We start from the raw sequence: 20,273 nt of genomic DNA on the forward strand, positions 1-20,273 counted from the left end.
CTCGGGCGCGGTCGCGGTCGTCGTCGAGAGCGCCGCCCACGCGGAGACCGACACCGGGGTGCGGGACGGGCTTCCCGGTCTGCGGCACGTCGGGCCACCGGGCCGGTGCCCCTCCTGCCGCAACGCAGCCTGCCCTGCAGCCGGCAGCACCGCGCCGTTGAGCGCCGTGTCGTTCAGCATGGCGGCTTTCCGGTGAGGGCCGCGGGCAGCGTCGTGGGGCCCGACTGAATATCCGTCGGTGGCTGTGACCCGGCCGGGCCTGGCGGTGAGGCTCCGACGGGGCATCAGTGGCCCGCTCCGGTCAGTTCTTGCCCGAGGCGCCGATCTGTCCCGGCACACCCGCGACGGGCCGGCTCGGATTTCGCCGGACTCGGTACCCGTCCACGCAAGCGCTCGGCTGGGGAAACCCCAGCCGAGCGCTTGTCCGAACTCCTCACGGGCTGATCGGCCGACCACCTGTCGCAGCGACTCCATCGAGAACGGGAGGCCGGTTATGAGAGGCCGAGGTCAGTTGCTGTAGCGCGTCTCCACGCCTGCCGAAGAGGCGATGGTGTTTCCCTGGCAGTAGGCGCAGGAGAATCCGGTCGTCCGCCACTGGCCTGCGTAGTTGTATATCTTTCCGTTGTCCGGGTTCTTGCACAGGGCCAGGGCTCGGTAGGCGCCGCCATGTGTCTTCGAGCAGATGGCGACACCGCCCCACTTTCCCGGCACCTCATAGGAGCAACCCGTGGGGTGCGCCATGGTTCCGACGTCAGGAATTTGCCGGGCGGTGTCCTCACCGGCCTCCCCTGAGCAGGACCCGGCCACAAGGCGACAGGGCCCCCCGGCGCTGCTCGGCTCGATTCGCATCGCCGAGTTGCCGGGAGGCCCTGCCTCCACGCTCGCACCACCGAAAGGTCACCCGACGGGGAAACCCGTTCGACCAGTGCGTTGTACGACTGGTTGAGACGTAACTCCTAGCTCTTGCGGACGGGCTCCTCGGGAGCGTCCGGACCGGCTCCGTCGCCCTCGGGGTTCCGTGTGCCGGAGGTCTCGAGGACGCCAGGTGCCTCCGCGGGTTCGGCGGCCGCGGCCACCGCGATACCCGTCTTGGCACGCCGGCCGCGCTTCTCGATCCAGGTGGCGAGCGCCGACAGGAGCAGACACATCGCCACATAGATCGTGCCGATGACCGCGATGGTCGAGACGTACGGGTACTGGGAGTTGACCTGCGTGTTGGAGGCGATCAGACGCGCGGTCTGGAGCAGCTCGGGGTACAGGATGATGAAGCCGAGCGAGGTGTCCTTGAGGGTCACCACCAGCTGACTGATGATCGTCGGCAGCATCGCGCGGACCGCCTGCGGCATCAGCACCGTGACCATGACCTGGGTCTTGCTCATCCCCAGGGCGTACGCCGCTTCGCTCTGCCCCTTGGGTACGGAATTGATGCCCGCGCGCAGGACTTCGGCCTGGACGCAGCCGTTGTAGACCGACAGCCCGAGCGCGAGGGCCCACATCGAGTAGTCGGTGAGGAAGCCGACCCAGATGGCGTAGATGGTGATCAGCAGCGGGATCGAGCGGAAGAGCTCGATGAAGGTGATCGCGAACCAGCGGACCGGCTTGTGGTCGGAGAGGCGGCCGACGGCGAGCAGGACTCCGAGGATCAGTGAACCGATCGCTGCCAGACCGAAGGCCTTCAGCGTGGCGAGCAAGGCGTCGGCGATGTTCTGCCGGATGCCCGTGTAGTTGAAGATGTCCCACATCTCGGGGGCGAGGTGCCCCTTCTCGGACAGCCGCATCACGCTGATGCCGATCAGGGCCAGGATGGCGAGGGTTCCGGCAACGGCGTAGATCCGGTTGCGGACCGCGGCCTTGGGTCCCGGGGCGTCGTAGAGAACGCTGGCGCTCATCGGGCGACCTCCATACGGCGCTCCAGCAGCCGGAAGAGACCGCTGATGGTGAACGTGACGACCAGGTAGCCGAGTGCCACCCAGATGAAGACGGGTGTGATCTCGTAACCCCGGTCGCTCATCAGCTTCTGCCATCCGAAGAGTTCGGTGACGCTGAAGGCGCCGGCGATCGCCGAGTTCTTCGTGAGCGCGATGAAGATGCTGCTCAGCGGCGGGATGACCGACCTCGTGGCCTGCGGGAGAACAACGATCCGCAGGGTCTGGGCGAACGTCATACCGATGGAGCGCGCGGCCTCGGCCTGCCCCAGGGAGACGGTGTTGATGCCCGAGCGGACCGCCTCGCAGACGAAGGAGGAGGTGTAGAAGCCGAGAGCCAGCGAGCCGAGGAGGAAGGGGCTCATGCCGGGGAAGAGGATCTCCGGCACCACGAAGAAGAAGATCAGGAAGAGAAGAGTCAGCGGCGTGTTGCGCAGCAGGGTCACCCAGGCGGTGCCGAAGTAACGCAGCGGCGGCACCGGTGACACCCGGCAGCCGGCTATGGCGACGCCCAGGACCAGGGCGATGACCGAGCTGATGACGGTGATCGACACGGTGCCTATGAAGCCGTCGCGGAATTCCGGGAAATTATCGAGCAATACGTTCATGGGGTCTCCGCGTCGGCGGTCAGCGGCATCAGGGCAGGGGGAGGGGCGCCCCGTACGCCGCTGTGCACAGTGACAGCGGCGTACGGGACGTCTCGCTCACGCGGTTGACGTCAGTGAGGGACGTCAGTGAAGGACGTCAGCGACAGAGCTGCGTCAGTAGCTCTCGATGGCCGGCGGCTCGGTGTACTCCGAGCCGGACAGACCCAGGGTCGCCTCGTAGATCTTCTTGTACGTGCCGTCCTTGACGTGGGTCTCCAGCGACTTGTTGATCGCCTCGCGGAGAGCCTTGTCGTCCTTGTTCAGGCCGACGCCGTAGGGCTCGTCGGTGAACGGCTTGCCGACGACCTTGAGCTTGCCCGAGTTGGCCGCGGCGTAGCCCTTGAGGATCGAGTCGTCGGTGGTGACGGCGTCGACCTGCTTCGTCAGGAGCTGCTGCACGCAGTCCGAGTACTTGGCCAGCTCGACGACCTGCGCGCCGTACTCGGGCTTCTTGATCTCCTGGAGCGGGGTGGAGCCCACGATCGAGCAGACCTTCTTGTCCTTCACCGACTCCTTGCCGGTGATGGAGGTCTCGTCCTTGCGCACGAGGAGGTCCGCGCCGGCCTTGTAGTACGGCCCCGCGAAGCCGACCTGCTTCTTGCGCTCGTCGTTGATCGTGTACGTACCGACGAAGTAGTCGACCTGGCCCTTGGAGATGGCCGTCTCGCGAATGCCGGAGTCGACGGTCTTCCACTCGATCTGCTTCTCGGAGAAGCCGAGGTCGGCCGCGATCATCTTGGCGATCTCGATGTCGAAGCCGGAGCGCTCCTTCGTCGACTGGTCCTCGAAGCCGAGGTAGGGCTGGTCGGCCTTCGCGCCGATGACCAGCTTGCCGCGCTGCTTCGCCTTCTTGAAGACCGGCGAGTCCAGGTCGACACCGGTCGCGACGGTGTACGTCGGGAGCTTCGGCGCCTCGGACGAACCGGGCTTGACGCCCGACGGCTTGTCGCCGGCGGAACCCTCCTTGCCGCCACAGGCGGTCGCGGTCAGGGCGAGCACGGCGATGGCCGCAACGGCGGCCGGCTTGCGGAGCTTCATGTGAACAATCCTCGTGTCGTAGGTCGTCGGTTCAGTGGTGAAGGATCTTCGACAGGAAGTCCTTGGCCCGGTCGCTGCGCGGATTACTGAAGAACTGGTCGGGAGTCGCCTCTTCGACGATCTTTCCGTCCGCCATGAAGACCACACGGTTGGCCGCGGAACGGGCGAAACCCATCTCGTGGGTGACGACGACCATGGTCATCCCCTCCCGGGCCAACTGCTGCATGACCTCGAGCACTTCGTTGATCATCTCTGGGTCGAGCGCCGACGTGGGCTCGTCGAAGAGCATGACCTTGGGGTCCATCGCCAGGGCGCGTGCGATGGCGACGCGCTGCTGCTGACCGCCGGAGAGCTGCGCCGGGTACTTGTCCGCCTGCACGCCGACCCCCACGCGGTCGAGCAGGTTCCGGGCCTTCTCCTCAGCGGTCTTCTTGTCCGTTCCGCGGACCTTGACCTGGCCCAGCATCACGTTCTCGAGCACCGTCTTGTGCGCGAAGAGATTGAACGACTGGAAGACCATGCCGACATCAGCACGCAGCCTTGCGAGCTCCTTGCCCTCCTGGGGCAGGGGCTTGCCGTCGATCGAGATCGCGCCCGAGTCGATCGTCTCCAAGCGGTTGATCGTGCGGCACAGCGTGGACTTCCCGGACCCGGAGGGTCCGATGACTACGACGACCTCGCCGCTGGCGATGGTCAGGTCGATGTCCTGGAGCACATGCAGCGCGCCGAAGTGCTTGTTGACGTTGCTCAGTACGACAAGGTCGTCACCCGCAGGTGCGGCATCCTCGGCGGCCTTGTTCACTGAAACTCCGCTCATCGGCTTATTGCTCCGTCCTCCTCGGTTAGGCAAGGACCCTAGTGACGCAGTGCTACCAGCGTCATTACATCTGAGCGGAAATTGAGCATAACGATCCGGCCTCAGCAGGACACTCCGTGTGAACGGGGCGACACGGGGCGCTCGGAGGCGTGTCGGCTGCATAACGGAAACCTGGTGGCAACGGGCAGGGACTTGACTGGGGCACCCGTCATCGGCGTGGATGCCCTGTGTACGGGGACGACGTGAATCGCCGCTGTGCGGGACGTTTCGCCGGGCGGAACACCGGAGGACCGTCACGCACGGCTCCAATGTCGTCGCAAGGGACCTCGCGAGGACGTCGCGAGGGAGATGATGAACGCATCATGAGGCGGAGAGGGGGGCCATGAGACTGCTGCTCGTGGAGGACGACGACCATGTCGCGGCTGCTCTGACCGCCGTGCTCTCGCGCCACGGCTTCCAGGTCGTGCACGCGCGTAGTGGCGAGGAGGCCCTGCAGGCGCTGCTGCCGGCCGAGAAGGAGCCCTTCGGGGTCGTACTCCTCGATCTCGGGCTGCCCGATCAGGACGGCTACGAGGTGTGCGGGAAGATCCGCAAGCGTTCGGCGATCCCTGTGATCATGGTGACCGCGCGGTCCGATGTCCGCTCACGGATCCACGGCCTCAACCTCGGGGCCGACGACTACGTCGTGAAGCCGTACGACCCCGGTGAGCTCCTCGCCAGGATCCATGCCGTCGCCCGGCGCAGGACGGCCGGTGAGGACACCGGAGCGACCCCGCTCGCCGGCCTGCGGATCGGCCAGGTCCACATCGAGCTGCCCACCCGCAGGGTCAGCGTCGACGGTCGCGAGGTCCAGCTCACCCGCAAGGAGTTCGACCTGCTCGCGCTGCTCGCACAGCGTCCCGGCGTGGTCTTCCGCCGGGAGCAGATCATCAGCGAGGTCTGGCGTACGAGCTGGGAGGGGACGGGACGCACCCTGGAGGTGCACGTCGCGTCGCTGCGCTCCAAGCTGCGGCTGCCCGCACTGGTCGAGACCGTACGGGGCGTCGGCTACCGGCTCGTCCCACCGTCGGCCTGAGGACGTCCGTTCCCCGTGCGCACCCGCCTGCTCCCCCTGCTCATCGTCCTGATGGCCGCTGTGCTGCTCGCCCTCGGCTTCCCGCTCGCGGTCCGGGTGGCCGCCGCCGAGCAGCAGCGCGTCGTCATCGACCGGATCGACGACACCGCGCGCTTCGGCGCGCTCGCCCAGTTCGTCGACGAACCCCTCGGGGGCACCGATGAGCGGCAGCGGATCCTGCAGACCGAGCTCGAGGCCTACGACTCCGTGTACGGGATACGGGCCGGTGTCTTCTACCGGGACGACACGGCGCTGGCCAAGGCCCCCGCCTCCTGGTCCCTGCCTGCCGAGGGGGAGGGCCGGGAGGCCTTCGCCGAAGCCCTCCTCGGCCGGCGCTCGCACGACCCGCCCCAGGTCTGGCCCTGGCAGAGCAAGCGGATCGCCGTCGCCTCCCCGGTCGTACGCGACGGCGACGTGGTCGCCGTCGTCGTGACCGACTCGCCCACCGGCGACATGCGGTCGCGGACGCTGCGGGGCTGGCTCCTCATCGCCCTCGGCGAGGCCGTGGCCATGCTGGTGGCGCTCGGTGCCGCGTTCCGCCTCACCGGATGGGTGCTGCTTCCCGTACGGGTCCTGGACGCGGCCACACACGACATCGCGAGCGGCAGGATGAGGTCCAGGGTCGCCGCGTCCGGCGGCCCGCCGGAGCTCCGGCGCCTCGCCCGTTCGTTCAACGAGATGGCCGACAACGTCGAGGACGTGCTGGAGCAGCAGCGTGCCTTCGTCGCCGACGCCTCGCACCAGCTGCGCAACCCGCTCGCCGCGCTGCTGCTCAGGATCGAGCTCCTGGCACTCGAACTCCCCGAGGGCAACGAGGAGATCGCCTCGGTCCGCACGGAGGGCAAGCGCCTCGCCCAGGTCCTCGACGACCTGCTGGACCTGGCGCTGGCCGAGCACACGGAAGCGGATCTCCAGCTCACGGACGTCGCCGCACTCACCGGCGAACGGGTCGCTTCATGGCGCCCGCTGGCCGAGGAGAAGGGCGTACGGCTGACGCTGGACGGAGCACCCGCGGTCACCGGCTGGGCGGACCCGATCGCCCTGTCCAGCGCACTGGACGCGGTCATCGACAACGCGCTGAAATTCACCCCGCGGGGCGAGGAGGTCCTGGTCACGGTGGAATCCGGGGGTGACGGTGCCACGGTCGTCGTCGCGGACCGGGGACCCGGCCTGACCGAGCAGGAGCTCGAACGCGTCGGCGACCGCTTCTGGCGCAGCGGCCGGCACCAGAACATCAAGGGGTCCGGCCTCGGACTCTCCATCTCGCGTGCCCTGCTCGCGGCGGGCGGCGGAACGATCCGCTACGACACGCACGAGCCGCACGGACTGCGGGTGACGGTCACGGTGCCCCGTAACCCTCCGCACGTGTGAGCCCGCGCCGCAGCGTCAGGGTTTGGCCGAGCGGTAGTAGCGGCTGGCACCCTCGTGCAGCGGCAGCGGATCGGTGTAGATCGCCGTCCGCAGATCCACCAGCTGCGCCGAGTGCACCTCGCGGCCTATCCGGTCCCGGCTGTCGATCACGGTCCGGGTGAACGCCTCGGTCATCAGCGGATCCGTACGGTCCGTGGTGATCAGCAGGTTGGAGACCGCGACGGTGGGGACGGCCTGCCCCTGCTGCGCGTGCGGATAGGCGTCGGCCGGCATCACGGCCGAGCGGTAGTAGCGCGTGGACCCGCCGGCCGCCTGGAGCGCGGTGACCAGTGTCTCCTCCAGTGGTACCAGCCGGATCGCGAACTTCTCCGAGAGATCCTGCACCGCTCCGGTCGGAAGCCCCCCGGACCAGAAGAAGGCGTCCAGCCCGCCGTCCGTCAGCCGCGCCGGCATCGTGTCGATCCCGGCGTGTACGGGCGTGATGTCCGCGGTCGGATCGACGCCCGCCGCCTTCATCAGCCGGTCCGCGACGAGAAGCACCCCCGACCCCTTCTGTCCCACACCGACCCGCTTGCCGCGCAGATCGGAGACCTTGCGGATCTTGGAGTCCCGGGGCACGACCAGCTGGACGTAGTCGTCGTACAGCCGTACACAGCCGCGCAGCCGCTCGCTGCCCGGTTTCCCGCTCCGCAGGTAGGTCGACACGGCGTCCGCGGTGGCGATGGTGAAGTCGGCCTTCCCGGCCGCCACCCGTTCGATGTTCTGCTGGGAGCCCTCGCTGGTCCGCAGCTGTATCGACACCTTGGGCATGTCCTTGGCCAGCGCGCCCTCGAGCCGCTGCCCGTAACGCTGGTAGACCCCGCTCCGTACGCCGGTGGAGAACGTGAGCGAACCGCTCGGCTCCTCCTCCCCGAGCGGGAGCACCCACCACAGCAGCAGTCCGAGCACGACCACGAGGGCGGCTCCCCCCTGAAGGGTGCGGCGCCGGTCGAACCGGGACAGTGCGTGCAGCATGGCGCGATCCTGCCAGGCCGTGCCCCGTCCTGGCCAGGCCTGATCCGGGGCACGGGCTCCGGCGGCGGGAGCGGCGCCGTCACCGCCTACCCTTGTCCCATGACCAGCGGCAACCGGAGCGAAGCAGTGGACGTCCAGAAGAGCTACGAGGTACGCACCTACGGGTGCCAGATGAACGTCCACGACTCCGAACGCTTGTCGGGTCTGCTGGAGGACGCCGGATACGTGCGCGCCCCGCAGGGCTCCGACGGTGACGCGGACGTCGTGGTCTTCAACACCTGCGCGGTGCGCGAGAACGCCGACAACAAGCTCTACGGCAACCTCGGCCGTCTGGCCCCCATGAAGACGAAGCGTCCCGGGATGCAGATCGCCGTCGGCGGCTGCCTCGCACAGAAGGACCGCGACACCATCGTGCGCCGGGCCCCCTGGGTGGACGTCGTCTTCGGTACGCACAACATCGGCAAGCTGCCGGTGCTCCTGGAGCGTGCCCGGGTCCAGGAGGAGGCTCAGGTCGAGATCGCCGAGTCCCTGGAGGCGTTCCCCTCGACGCTGCCCACCCGCCGGGAGTCCGCGTACGCCGCGTGGGTGTCGATCTCCGTGGGCTGCAACAACACCTGCACCTTCTGCATCGTCCCGGCACTGCGGGGCAAGGAGAAGGACCGCCGCACCGGCGACATCCTGGCCGAGATCGAGGCCCTCGTCGCGGAAGGCGTCAGCGAGATCACGCTGCTCGGCCAGAACGTCAACGCCTACGGTTCCGACATCGGCGACCGGGAGGCCTTCTCCAAGCTGCTCCGGGCGTGCGGCACGATCGAGGGCCTGGAGCGCGTCCGTTTCACCTCACCCCACCCACGCGACTTCACCGACGACGTGATCGCGGCGATGGCCGAGACGCCGAACGTGATGCCCCAGCTGCACATGCCGATGCAGTCCGGCTCGGACACGATCCTCAAGGCCATGCGCCGCTCGTACCGGCAGGAGCGCTTCCTCGGCATCATCGAGAAGGTGCGCGCGGCCATGCCGGACGCCGCCATCTCCACCGACATCATCGTCGGCTTCCCCGGGGAGACCGAGGAGGACTTCGAGCAGACGATGCACGCCGTGCGCGAGGCCCGCTTCGCGAACGCCTTCACCTTCCAGTACTCCAAGCGCCCCGGGACACCCGCCGCCGAGATGGAGGGGCAGATCCCCAAGGAGGTCGTCCAGGAGCGCTACATGCGCCTGTCCGCCCTCCAGGAGCAGATCTCCTGGGACGAGAACAAGAAGCAGGTCGGCCGCACCCTGGACGTCATGGTCGCGGAGGGCGAGGGCCGCAAGGACGGTGCCACGCACCGGCTCTCCGGCCGCGCGCCCGACAACCGCCTGGTCCACTTCACCAAGCCGTCCCAGGACGTCCGTCCCGGCGACGTCGTGACCGTCGAGATCAGCTACGCCGCCCCGCACCACCTGCTCGCCGAGGGCGCGCCCCTGGGCGTCCGGCGTACGCGGTCCGGAGACGCCTGGGCGAAGCGCAACGCGGCTCCCGCCGGCGGGCCCGCCGGAGTGATGCTCGGCCTGCCGGGCATCGGCGCCCCCGCCCCGCTGCCCGCGGCCGCCACTCCGGGATGCGGCTGCGACTGAGTACGCTGACCGGCATGCTTGTCGCCGCCGCCGTCTGCCCCTGCCCGCCGCTGCTGGTCCCCGAGGTGGCCGCGGGAGCCGGGCCCGAGCTCGACGCCGCGAGGAACGCGTGCCTCGACGCACTGGGCGTGCTCGCCGCCGCGAAACCGGATCTGCTGATCGTGGCCGGGCCCGCGGAGCCGGACGAACGAGGTCCGTACCCCGCCGGCTCGGCCGGCTCCTTCGCCGGGTTCGGCGTCGGTCTGACGGTGCGGCTGGGTGAGTCGCCCGCCGGATCCCCCGTACCGCGACGTCCGCTCCCGGCGTCGCTCGGCGTCGGCGCCTGGCTGCTCGAGCAGGCCCGCTGCGGCGGCGCCCCGGTCGAGGGGATCGGTGTGGAGGAGCGGCTCGCCACGGACGGCTGCCTGCGGGCCGGAGCGGACCTTGCGGTCAGGGCGGAGCGGGTGGCGCTGCTGGTCATGGGTGACGGCAGTGCCTGCCGCACGGTCAAGGCGCCCGGCTATCTGGACGAGCGGGCGGCGGACTTCGACGCTGCTGCCGTCCGTGCGCTGGGCAGTGCGGACCTGGCGGCGCTAAGCGCCCTGGACCCCTCGCTCGCGTACGAGCTGAAGGCGGCAGGCCGGGCGCCCTGGCAGGTGCTCGCGGGGGCGGCCCGGGGAGCCGGTCTCGACGGGCAGTTGCTGTACGAGGACGCCCCGTACGGTGTCGGCTACGCCGTCGCAGCCTGGTCGTGATCCGCGTCCGGGTCCTCACCGGACATGACTGAGGGCCGTGGAGCGACTGCGCTCCACGGCCCTCAGTTCCGCCGGGACCCGGGTCAGGATGCGGGCGGCGGAGGCGGCGTGCCGCCCTCGTTCTTGTGGCCCAGGCGGTCGACCGCGTCCTTGGCCTTCTGTGTGCCTGTCACGATCTTGTCGCTGTACTTGCCCTTGGTCCTTTGGTCGACCGTGCGGGCGGCCTTGTCGAGGCCTTGGTCGATCTTGCCCCCGTGCTGCTGCGCGAGGTCGCCGACCTTCTCCTTGGCCGGGGCCAGCTTGGCCTTCAGGTTGTCCAGGAAACCCATGGGTCACCTTCCGTGCTGGGGGACTGTGGTCTCATTTTACTCGTCTGTGCGCAATCACGCGTCACTCGCCGTGTCCGTCCGCGCGGGGCTGTGGCGGGGGATCCCGCCGGACGGAGCGGTGGGTCCCCGCCGGATCGACGGCGCGGTCGCTCACTCTCCGCCGTTCGGGACGTGTCCGGAAGTTTGGGAGACTGTCCCCGTGAGAAGACCAGCTCCCACCCCCCGCGTCATCACCGTCGTCGGTCCCACCGCTGCCGGAAAGTCCGATCTGGGAGTCTTCCTCGCCCAGCGACTCGGTGGCGAGGTGGTCAACGCCGACTCCATGCAGCTCTACCGGGGCATGGACATCGGCACCGCGAAGCTGACTCCTCCGGAGCGCGCCGGCGTACCCCACCACCTGCTGGACATCTGGGACGTCACCGAGGCCGCCAGCGTCGCCGAGTACCAACGGCTCGCCCGGACCGAGATCGACCGACTGCTGGCCGAAGGGCGAACTCCCGTCCTCGTGGGCGGTTCCGGCCTCTATGTGAAGGGCGCGATCGACGCCCTCGAATTCCCGGGGACGGACCCGGACGTCCGCGCACGCCTCGAACGGGAGCTGACGGAGCGCGGCTCCGGTGCCCTGCACGCACGGCTCGCGACGGCGGACCCCGAGGCCGCCCGCGCCATCCTGGCGAGCAACGGGCGCCGTATCGTCCGCGCGCTGGAGGTCATCGAGATCACGGGCAAGCCCTTCACGGCCAACCTCCCGGGCGACGAAGCGGTCTACGACGCCCTTCAGATCGGGGTCGACGTCGAGCGCCCGGAACTCGACGAACGGATCCGTACCCGCGTGGACCGGATGTGGGAGGCCGGGCTCGTCGACGAGGTGCGCGCCCTCGAGGCCCGCGGGCTGCGGGAGGGGCGCACCGCCTCGCGTGCCCTCGGCTACCAGCAGGTGCTGGCGGCGCTGGCGGGGGAGTGCACCGAGGACGAGGCGCGCATCGAGACGGTACGCGCCACCAAACGCTTCGCGCGTCGCCAGGACTCCTGGTTCCGGCGCGACCCGCGCGTCCGGTGGCTGAGCGGTGCGGAGGAACGGTGCGGGGAACTCCCGCACCGGGCGCTGGCGTTGGTCGAACGGGCGGTCACAGCCTGATCACGTGATGGCATCGGGACGCTCCGCCCGTCATTTCGGCGGCCGGTGCCGTGCCATCATCGAGCGACGATCGACCAGTGGAGTCCGAGTTGGGAGGGCGCGTGGCGATGGAGGCCGGCCCTCGCGACACAGACCGGGACACACCGGAGACGCAGCACGAGGCAGGACGTCTGAGCCCTGACGGGCCGGACGAGCTCGAGGTGACCGCCGAGGTCGAGGTCGAGCTCCGCCCCGCCCGTCGCCTGCGGATCTGGCAGCTCGCGCCGATCGTGGTGCTTGCGGCGGTGGGCTCCCTGATGTTCGCCTTCCCGCTCGCCTTCGAGTTCGGGGGCGGTGGCGCCGTGGTGGCGATGCTGGGACTTCTCATCAGCTGCTGCGCCGCGGGCTGGGGCATGATGGCCGCCCGCCGGGTGGGCCACACCTGGCCCGGTCTGCCGAGCAGCGGCCCGGGCGAACGCCCCGACTGGCGTGTGGTCGCGCTCTACGTGGCCGCGTGCGCCGTGCTGGTGGCACTGGCCGTCTGGCGCGTGGCCCGCCTCCGCTGACACGCGCGGGGCACGCACCGTGGCCCCGGCCCGGCGGACCGGCGGCACGGCCTCGTACAGTTGATCCGTGAGCACTGCGCAGATCACCTTCCTCAAGGGCCACGGCACCGAGAACGACTTCGTGATCGTTCCTGATCCGGACAACGCCCTCGACCTGCCGGTTTCCGCCGTCGCCCTGCTCTGCGACCGCCGGGCGGGCATCGGCGGGGACGGACTGCTGCACGTCGTACGGTCCTCGGCGCACCCCGACGCCGAGGGCATGGCGGCCGAGGCCGAATGGTTCATGGACTACCGCAACGCCGACGGATCGGTCGCCGAGATGTGCGGCAACGGGGTGCGTGTCTTCGCGCACTATCTGCAGCGTGCCGGGTTCGTCACCGAGGGAGATCTGGCCGTCGCGACCCGGGGCGGGGTCAAGCGGGTGCACCTCGCCGAGGACGGCGACATCACGGTCGCCATGGGGCGGGCGGTTCTGCCCGGCGCCGGCGTCACGGTCACCGTGGACGGCCGCAGCTGGGACGCCCGGAACGTGAACATGGGCAATCCGCACGCCGTCGCGTTCGTCGAGGACCTGGACCACGCCGGAGACCTGTTCTCCGTACCGCCGTTCAGCCCGCAGTCCGTCTACCCGGACGGGGTCAACATCGAGTTCGTCGCGGACCGGGGCCCGAGGCACGTCGCGATGCGCGTCCACGAGCGCGGCTCCGGCGAGACACGCTCCTGCGGGACGGGCGCCTGTGCCGTGGCCGTCGCCACCGCACGCAGGGACGGTGTGGACCCGGCGCTGACCGGGGCGCCGGTCACCTACACGGTGGACCTCCCCGGGGGCACCCTGGTGATCACCGAACACCCCGACGGCGGGGTCGACATGACGGGGCCCGCGGTCATCGTCGCCGAGGGTGTGATCGACTCCGCGTGGATCGAAACGATGATCGGTTAGAGCTTCGCTCGAATGGGTGATCCGTTTCACGCTGGGCGAGAGCGGGACTGCGCCACGCGGTGGGGTCGATAGCATCAAGCACCGGCCCGGGGGTGTACCCGCACCCCTTCCCCGCCGGTCGACGTCGCCGGAGGTGCCCCATGAGCGCAGAGGCCGCCAATCCAGGTGCTCCCCTTCGCAAGCGCGGTCGCGCGCGGATCGATCTGCGCAGACTGAGCCGTGTCGCCCTGCTCGGGCCGGTCTCCCGTGACCGGCTTCCCGATGCCATCGGGCACGTGGCGGAGGCGCACCGCGCGCACTGTCCGGACGCCGATCTGACCGTTCTCAGCAAGGCGTACGTCCTCGCCGAGTCCTCTCATCGCGGCCAGATGCGCAAGAGCGGTGAGCCGTACATCACCCATCCGCTCGCGGTCACCCTGATTCTCGCCGAGCTCGGCGCGGGGACGACGACCCTGACGGCCTCCCTGCTCCACGACACGGTCGAGGACACCGAGGTGACGCTCGATCAGGTGCGGGAGGAGTTCGGCGACGAGGTCTGCTATCTGGTCGACGGCGTCACCAAGCTCGAGAAGGTCGACTACGGAGCCGCCGCCGAGCCCGAGACCTTCCGCAAGATGCTCGTCGCGACCGGGAACGACGTCCGCGTCATGTCGATCAAGCTGGCCGACCGGCTGCACAACATGAGGACCCTAGGGGTCATGCGCCCCGAGAAACAGGCCAGGATCGCCAAGGTCACCCGCGACGTACTCATCCCGCTCGCCGAACGCCTCGGCGTCCAGGCGCTCAAGACGGAGCTCGAGGACCTCGTCTTCGCGATCCTGCACCCGGAGGAGTACGAACGCACCCGGGCCCTGATCTCCGCCTGGGACGATGCGCAGGACCCGCTCACGGAGATCGCCGACAGCGTCAGGTCGACCCTGCGGGAAGCCGGTATCAGCGCCGAAGTGCTCATCAGACCACGTCACTTCTTCTCGGTGCACCGGGTGAGGGTCAAACGGGGCGAGATGCGGGGCACCGACTTCGGACGGCTGCTGGTGCTGGTCGGCGAGGACGCCGACTGCTACGCGGTCCTGGGTGAACTGCACACCTGTTTCACCCCGGTGATCTCCGAGTTCAAGGACTTCATCGCCGCTCCCAAGTTCAACCTCTACCAGTCGCTGCACACGGCGGTCGTCGGCCCCGAGGGCGCGGTCGCCGAGGTCCTCATCCGCACGCACCGCATGCACACGGTCGCCGAGGCGGGTGTCGTGGCGCTCGGCAATCCCTACGCCCAGGACGGCACGGCCGCCGCGCACCAGGCCGAGCCCGCCGACGGCGAACGCGCCGACCCGACCAGGCCCGGCTGGCTCTCCCGCCTCCTGGACTGGCAGGAATCCGCGACGGACTCCGACACGTTCTGGGCCACGCTCCGCGCGGACCTCGCACAGGACCGGGAGATCACGGTCTTCCGCACCGACGGCGGGACGCTCGGGCTGCCTGCGGGCGCCAGCTGCGTCGACGCCGCCTACGCACAGTACGGCGACGAGGCGCACGGGTGCATCGGAGCCCGCGTCAACGGCCGGCTGGCCACGCTCGGTACCGCACTGAACGACGGCGACACCGTGCAGTTGCTGCTGGCCCAGGACGCCTCGTCCGGCCCCTCCCCGGAGTGGCTCGACCACGCGCGCACCCCTACCGCCCGGATCGCGATCACCGCGTGGCTCGACGCCCATCCCGACGGCGGGCAAGGGGCCCACAAGAGCCGGCCCGACGCGCCGAGGCCGCCGGCCCACCCCGCCGACGACGCTCCGAGCAGCCGGTCCGCGGCCGCCGGCCGGGCTCCCTCCGTGGCCGTCGGAACACCCGGCGCGCCGGTACGTCTCGCCGGCTGCTGCACCCCCGTCCCGCCCGACCGCATCACCGGATTCACGGTGCGCGGCGGGGCCGTCACCGTGCACCGCGACGAGTGCCCGGCGGTGGCCCGCATGCGGGCCGTCGGCCGGACGGCCGTCGAGGCCCGCTGGGACGACCCGGACGACAGGAGCGGCACCGCCGACTACCGGGTCACGCTCGTCGCGGAGTCGTTCGGACGGCCCAGGCTCCTCGCCGATCTCACCGAGGCCATCGCCACCGCGGAGGCGGCCATCGTGTCGGCGACCGTCGAACCGCCCAGTGAGCAGCGCGTACGCCACACCTACACACTGCAACTGCCGGACGCGGCAGCCCTGCCGGGCCTCATGCGGGCCATGCGCGACGTGCCCGGCGTGTACGACGTGAGCCGCGCCCAGCAGCCCGCCGCCACGGGCTGAGCCCTGTCCCGGTCCTCTCCTTGCCGCTTCCCGGCGGCCCCGTTCGGGTGGTGCGGCGCGCGCCACCCCCGTGCGGGGCGTGCGCGCTGGTAGCCGTAGTCCATGCCGCTCACCTCCCGCCGACTGCGAGCCGCTCTGCTGGCCACCGCGTCGGTCACCCTCGTCGCCGCCACTCTGCCCGCACCCGAGCCGCTGGGCATCGGCGACCGCCTGTTCCCGCACCTCGGCAATCCCGGCTACGACGTCCTCTCGTACGACATCTCGCTCACCTACAAGGGCAGCAACGACAAGCCCCTCGACGCCGTCACCACGATCGACGCGCGGACCACCGAACCGCTGGAACGCATCAATCTCGACTTCGCCCGGGGCGCCGTCCGCTCCGTCGAAGTCAACGGGCGGAACTGGGAGTTCGCCACCGCGGGTGAGGACCTGGTCGTCGACGCGCCGTCCCGCATCCCGGCGGGCACCCCCGTGCGGGTCACCGTCCGGCACACGAGCGACCCCTCCGGGGACCAGGCCGACGGGGGCTGGGTCCGGACCGCCGACGGCCTCGCGATGGCCAACCAGGCCGATGCCGCGCACCGGGTCTTCCCCGGAAACGACCACCCGGCCGACAAGGCGTACTTCACCTTCCGGGTGACCGCGCCGAAGGACCTCACGGTCGTGGCGGGCGGCCTCCCCGCGGGAAAACGGGACCACGCGGGCGCGACCACCTGGACCTACCGCACCGAGCACCCGATGGCGACGGAACTCGCCCAGGTGTCCATCGGGCGCTCCGCCGTCCTGCACCGCACCGGACCGGGCGGACTGCCGGTCCGGGACGTGGTGCCCGCGGCCGACCGCGAGAAGCTCGGGCCCTGGCTCAAGAAGACTCCGGCGCAGCTGGCGTGGATGGAGGAGCAGGTCGGCCCGTATCCGTTCGAGACGTACGGACTCCTGGTCGCGGACACCGAGACGGGCTTCGAGCTGGAGACCCAGACCCTCTCGCTCTTCGAACGCTCCCTGTTCACCGGGACCGGATATCCCGAGTGGTACGTCGACTCGATCATGGTCCACGAGCTCGCCCACCAGTGGTTCGGCAACAGCGTCTCCCCGCGGTCCTGGTCCGATCTGTGGCTCAACGAGGGCCACGCGACCTGGTACGAGGCCCGCTACGCCGAGGAGCACGCGCAGAAGCCGATGGAGCGGCGCATGCGTGAGGCCTACGCCCGCTCCGACGCCTGGCGCGCCGCGGGCGGGCCGCCCGCCCGCCCCGACGTCCCCACGCCCGACCACAAGATCAGCCTGTTCCGCCCCGTCGTGTACGACGGGAGCGCACTCATCCTGTACGCCCTGCGCGAGGAGATCGGCGAGGCCGCGTTCGACCGCCTGGAGCGGACCTGGGTGCGTGCCCACCGGGACGGATCGGCGACCACCCGGCAGTTCACGTCCCTGGCCTCCCGTATCGCCGGGCGGGACCTGACGGACTTCTTCGAAGGGTGGCTGTACGGCACGAAGACCCCGCCGATGCCGGGACACCCGGAGTGGCGAAGCGGGACGACCCGCGACGCCGCAGGCGGGAAGAGTCCCGCGGCTGCACGGAAACCCTGGTGACGAGCCGGGCGGGGACATGCCACCATCGACGCGTCGGTGCGGCGGCCGGCCGGAGAATCGCTTCGTGGGAATCTTCCGGCTGTGTCACGCGTTGTGACTGACGAATCAGACTTCTACCGACGTAAGGATCCAATGACCTCCTCTTCCTCCCTTCCCCAGGACGCGCAGGACGCGCGGAGCGCCACGGAAGCCACCTCCGAGAGCCTCAATGAGAGCCTTCGGGCCGACGCCCTGATGGAAGAGGACGTCGCCTGGAGCCACGAGATCGACGGAGAGCGGGACGGCGAACAGCTCGACCGTTCCGAGCGCGCGGCGCTGCGCCGTGTGGCGGGTCTCTCCACCGAGCTCGAAGACGTCACCGAGGTCGAGTACCGGCAGTTGCGCCTCGAACGCGTGGTGCTCGTCGGTGTCTGGACATCGGGGACCGTCCACGACGCGGAGATCTCCCTCGCGGAGCTCGCCGCCCTCGCCGAGACGGCGGGCGCCCAGGTGCTCGACGCCGTGTTCCAGCGGCGCGACAAGCCGGACCCGGCCACCTACATCGGCTCCGGCAAGGCGCTGGAGCTGCGCGACATCGTTCTCGAATCCGGCGCCGACACCGTCGTCTGTGACGGTGAGCTCAGCCCCGGCCAGCTGATCCATCTGGAAGACGTCGTCAAGGTCAAGGTGGTCGACAGGACCGCCCTGATCCTCGACATCTTCGCCCAGCACGCCAAGTCCCGGGAGGGCAAGGCACAGGTGTCGCTGGCGCAGATGCAGTACATGCTCCCGCGCCTGCGCGGCTGGGGGCAGTCGCTGTCCCGTCAGATGGGCGGCGGCGGTTCCAGCGGCGGTGGCGGCATGGCCACCCGTGGTCCCGGTGAGACCAAGATCGAGACGGACCGTCGACGGATCCGCGAGAAGATGGCGAAGATGCGCCGGGAGATCGCGGAGATGAAGACCGGCCGTGAGATCAAGCGGCAGGAGCGCAGGCGCAACAAGGTGCCCTCGGTGGCGATCGCCGGATACACCAACGCGGGCAAGTCCTCGCTGCTCAACCGGCTGACCGGCGCGGGCGTCCTCGTGGAGAACTCCCTGTTCGCGACCCTCGACCCGACCGTGCGCCGGGCCGAGACGCCGAGTGGCCGTATCTACACCCTGGCCGACACCGTGGGCTTCGTGCGGCACCTGCCCCACCACCTGGTCGAGGCCTTCCGCTCCACCATGGAGGAGGTCGGAGAGTCCGACCTGATCCTGCACGTGGTGGACGGCTCCCACCCGGTGCCCGAGGAGCAGCTCGCCGCCGTGCGCCAGGTGATCCGGGAAGTCGGCGCGGTCGACGTACCCGAGGTCGTCGTGATCAACAAGGCGGACGCGGCGGACCCGCTCGTGCTGCAGCGCCTGCTGCGCACCGAGAAGCACGCGATCGCGGTGTCGGCACGGACCGGCGCCGGTATCGACGAGCTCCTCGCGCTCATCGACGCCGAGCTGCCGCGGCCGTCCGTGGAGATCGAAGCGCTCGTGCCGTACACCCAGGGCGGTCTCGTCTCCCGGGTGCACGCCGAGGGTGAGGTGATCTCCGAGGAGCACACGGCGGAGGGCACACTGCTCAAGGCGCGGGTGCACGAGGAGCTCGGATCGGACCTCGCGGTCTTCGCTCCGGTGCCGCACTGACGCGGTGAACGCGGTGCCGCACTGACGCGGTGAAAACGCACAGGAGGCCGGGTCCCCCTTCCCGCGGGGGGCCCGGCCTCCTGCGTGCGGTCCCTACTGTCCCGCGTACTTCTTGCTCACGGACTTGTAGACGCCCTCGGCCTCCTTGCCCAGGCGGGGGCCGGCCAGCCAGCCTGCCGTCACCGGGCCGATGGAGGTGTTGGAGACCAGAGCCGGCTTACCGTCCTGGCCCTTCGCGACCCAGCCGCCGCCGGAGGAACCGCCGGTCATCGTGCACCCGATGCGGTACATCGTGGGCTGCTGCTCGAAGACGGTCAGGCGGCCGGGCCGGTCCGCGCACCGGAGCGCCTTCTGGCCGTCGAACGGCGGGGCCGCCGGATAGCCGGTGGCCGTCATGCTGTCGATCTCAGGGACGGCCGGGGCGTTGAAGTCGACCGGAAGCGCCGAACCGACGGTCTCCTCCAGGGACTTGCCCGTCGAGCCCTTCTCCGGTGCGACCTGCAGCACCGCGAAGTCGTACGGTGCGCCCTGGCCACCGGTCGCGGCACCCTGGCTGATCCACTGATCGGAGGTCTGCGCCCACTGGCCCCACCACACACCGTAGGGAGCGATCTGCTCCTTGGACGCGTTCTCCAGCTCGGCCGTCGACATGCCGCTGTCGTTGTACGAGGGGACGAAGGCGATGTTGCGGTACCAGCCGCCGTTCTTGCCGGCGTGCACACAATGCCCGGCGGTCCACACCATGTTGGACTTGCCCGGGTGAGCCGGGTCCTGCACCACGGTCGCCGAGCAGACCATCGAGCCCTCGGGGCCGTCGAACAGGAGCTTTCCGGACTCCGGGGCGCTGCCGTGGTACGGCGTCTGGACGTCGGCGGCCTCGACCGGTGCGGGGGTCGGGTCCGTCACGCCCTCGTCGCCGGAGATGTCGGGGTCGACGGGGTTCTCCGGCGGCTTGTCGGCGTCACGCATCCGGTCGGGGTCCCAGAGGTCCTCGATGATCGGATTGACGTAGTCCTTGGCCTCACGCAGCCAGGTGTCCTTGTCCCAGTTCTTCCACTCGCCGTCCCGCCACTTGTCGAGATCGATCCCGTGCTCCTTGAGCCGGTCCTTGAGGTCGTCCGGGATGACGACCTTCCCGTCGGGGGACTGGCCGGTGGCACTGCTCGGCTCGGCGGCCGCGCCGTCCTCCTCCGGCCCGCAGGCGGTGGCGGTGAGGGTGAGGACAGCGGCGAGGGCGGCTGCGGCGAACACCCGGGGGGCCCGACGCAGGCTCCCCCCGAGGTGTGCGGTATCGGTCGGGCGCATGGGTCGCATCTGGGATCCCCCTGGGACTTCGTCACTGACTTCGTTACCGCACTGCGGACTCGGGGCGCGCTGCCCCGCCCTGTGGGCTGGGGGACGTCGCCCCGGAGCGCGGCTCCGTCCGTGGTGCGGCCCCTACTATGCCGGTGCCGTTGGGGACGGTGCGCGGCAGGGCCACGGTTCCGCCTGCGCAAGGATCTTCCGA

At 70.0% G+C, this 20,273-nt stretch carries 19 protein-coding genes; 11 read left to right on the plus strand and 8 right to left on the minus strand.

Going from position 1 to position 20,273, the window contains the following annotated elements:
* Positions 1 to 196: hypothetical protein (locus ABZ441_RS25285; protein WP_358978169.1), on the plus strand; the 196-nt coding region annotated here is incomplete at its 5' end.
* Between the two features lie 311 nt (positions 197 to 507).
* Here ABZ441_RS25285 and ABZ441_RS25290 read toward each other — a convergent pair.
* The 5 genes from ABZ441_RS25290 to ABZ441_RS25310 form a co-directional block, all read right to left on the minus strand.
* Complete coding sequence (locus ABZ441_RS25290) at positions 508 to 741, minus strand: hypothetical protein (RefSeq protein ID WP_358978171.1); 234 nt, start codon at positions 739 to 741, stop codon at positions 508 to 510.
* Positions 742 to 956: 215 nt separating this feature from the next.
* Positions 957 to 1,889: an amino acid ABC transporter permease gene (locus tag ABZ441_RS25295; protein ID WP_358978172.1), complete on the minus strand. Its 933-nt coding sequence runs from the start codon at positions 1,887 to 1,889 to the stop codon at positions 957 to 959.
* Positions 1,886 to 2,533, minus strand: coding sequence for an amino acid ABC transporter permease (locus ABZ441_RS25300; protein ID WP_205023540.1), 648 nt, complete (start codon positions 2,531 to 2,533; stop codon positions 1,886 to 1,888). The genes ABZ441_RS25295 and ABZ441_RS25300 overlap by 4 nt, the downstream gene beginning before the upstream one ends.
* Before the next feature lie 153 nt (positions 2,534 to 2,686).
* Positions 2,687 to 3,610, minus strand: a complete 924-nt coding sequence (locus ABZ441_RS25305; RefSeq protein ID WP_358978176.1) for a glutamate ABC transporter substrate-binding protein — start codon at positions 3,608 to 3,610, stop codon at positions 2,687 to 2,689.
* 31 nt (positions 3,611 to 3,641) lie between these two features.
* On the minus strand, positions 3,642 to 4,427 hold the full coding sequence (locus ABZ441_RS25310) for an amino acid ABC transporter ATP-binding protein (protein ID WP_358978178.1): 786 nt from the start codon (positions 4,425 to 4,427) through the stop codon (positions 3,642 to 3,644).
* Between the two features lie 382 nt (positions 4,428 to 4,809).
* On the opposite strand from ABZ441_RS25310, the gene ABZ441_RS25315 reads away from it, so the two are divergent.
* Both ABZ441_RS25315 and ABZ441_RS25320 read left to right on the plus strand, forming a co-directional pair.
* Positions 4,810 to 5,502 carry a response regulator transcription factor gene (locus tag ABZ441_RS25315; protein ID WP_358978180.1) on the plus strand — a complete coding sequence of 231 codons (693 nt, stop codon included), beginning with the start codon at positions 4,810 to 4,812 and terminating at the stop codon, positions 5,500 to 5,502.
* Between the two features lie 15 nt (positions 5,503 to 5,517).
* Complete coding sequence (locus ABZ441_RS25320) at positions 5,518 to 6,912, plus strand: HAMP domain-containing sensor histidine kinase (protein ID WP_358978182.1); 1,395 nt, start codon at positions 5,518 to 5,520, stop codon at positions 6,910 to 6,912.
* 15 nt (positions 6,913 to 6,927) lie between these two features.
* Here ABZ441_RS25320 and ABZ441_RS25325 read toward each other — a convergent pair whose 3' ends face one another.
* A complete protein-coding gene (locus ABZ441_RS25325) occupies positions 6,928 to 7,926 on the minus strand; it encodes a TAXI family TRAP transporter solute-binding subunit (protein ID WP_358978184.1) in 999 nt (332 codons plus the stop codon).
* 99 nt (positions 7,927 to 8,025) lie between these two features.
* On the opposite strand from ABZ441_RS25325, the gene miaB reads away from it, so the two are divergent.
* A complete protein-coding gene (gene miaB, locus ABZ441_RS25330; protein WP_358978186.1) occupies positions 8,026 to 9,546 on the plus strand; it encodes a tRNA (N6-isopentenyl adenosine(37)-C2)-methylthiotransferase MiaB in 1,521 nt (506 codons plus the stop codon).
* Positions 9,547 to 9,560: 14 nt separating this feature from the next.
* Positions 9,561 to 10,280: a class III extradiol dioxygenase subunit B-like domain-containing protein gene (locus tag ABZ441_RS25335; protein WP_358978188.1), complete on the plus strand. Its 720-nt coding sequence runs from the start codon at positions 9,561 to 9,563 to the stop codon at positions 10,278 to 10,280.
* An 83-nt stretch (positions 10,281 to 10,363) separates the two neighbouring features.
* Here the strand turns inward: ABZ441_RS25335 and ABZ441_RS25340 are convergent, their stop codons facing one another.
* Positions 10,364 to 10,609, minus strand: coding sequence for an antitoxin (locus ABZ441_RS25340; RefSeq protein WP_358978190.1), 246 nt, complete (start codon positions 10,607 to 10,609; stop codon positions 10,364 to 10,366).
* Positions 10,610 to 10,808: 199 nt separating this feature from the next.
* Here ABZ441_RS25340 and miaA point away from each other — a divergent pair, with 199 nt between their 5' ends.
* From miaA to hflX, 6 genes are all read left to right on the plus strand, one after another.
* Positions 10,809 to 11,747: a tRNA (adenosine(37)-N6)-dimethylallyltransferase MiaA gene (gene miaA, locus ABZ441_RS25345; RefSeq protein ID WP_358978192.1), complete on the plus strand. Its 939-nt coding sequence runs from the start codon at positions 10,809 to 10,811 to the stop codon at positions 11,745 to 11,747.
* Positions 11,748 to 11,854: 107 nt separating this feature from the next.
* Entirely contained in the window at positions 11,855 to 12,292 is a 438-nt protein-coding gene (locus ABZ441_RS25350; RefSeq protein WP_358978303.1) for a hypothetical protein, read from the plus strand.
* Positions 12,293 to 12,359: 67 nt separating this feature from the next.
* Complete coding sequence (gene dapF / locus ABZ441_RS25355) at positions 12,360 to 13,232, plus strand: diaminopimelate epimerase (RefSeq protein ID WP_358978194.1); 873 nt, start codon at positions 12,360 to 12,362, stop codon at positions 13,230 to 13,232.
* Positions 13,233 to 13,372: 140 nt separating this feature from the next.
* Positions 13,373 to 15,520 carry an HD domain-containing protein gene (locus ABZ441_RS25360; RefSeq protein ID WP_358978196.1) on the plus strand — a complete coding sequence of 716 codons (2,148 nt, stop codon included), beginning with the start codon at positions 13,373 to 13,375 and terminating at the stop codon, positions 15,518 to 15,520.
* 102 nt (positions 15,521 to 15,622) lie between these two features.
* Positions 15,623 to 17,113 (plus strand): M1 family metallopeptidase, encoded by a 1,491-nt coding sequence (locus ABZ441_RS25365; protein WP_358978198.1) that lies wholly within the window; start codon positions 15,623 to 15,625, stop codon positions 17,111 to 17,113.
* A gap of 132 nt (positions 17,114 to 17,245) precedes the next feature.
* Positions 17,246 to 18,766 carry a GTPase HflX gene (gene hflX / locus ABZ441_RS25370; protein ID WP_358978200.1) on the plus strand — a complete coding sequence of 507 codons (1,521 nt, stop codon included), beginning with the start codon at positions 17,246 to 17,248 and terminating at the stop codon, positions 18,764 to 18,766.
* A 93-nt stretch (positions 18,767 to 18,859) separates the two neighbouring features.
* Here the strand turns inward: hflX and ABZ441_RS25375 are convergent, their stop codons facing one another.
* Positions 18,860 to 20,071 (minus strand): hypothetical protein, encoded by a 1,212-nt coding sequence (locus ABZ441_RS25375; protein ID WP_358978202.1) that lies wholly within the window; start codon positions 20,069 to 20,071, stop codon positions 18,860 to 18,862.
* Positions 20,072 to 20,273 lie beyond the last annotated feature (202 nt).

Origin of the sequence: Streptomyces sp. NPDC005752 (assembly GCF_040630715.1) — a bacterium.
Classification (GTDB): domain Bacteria; phylum Actinomycetota; class Actinomycetes; order Streptomycetales; family Streptomycetaceae; genus Streptomyces.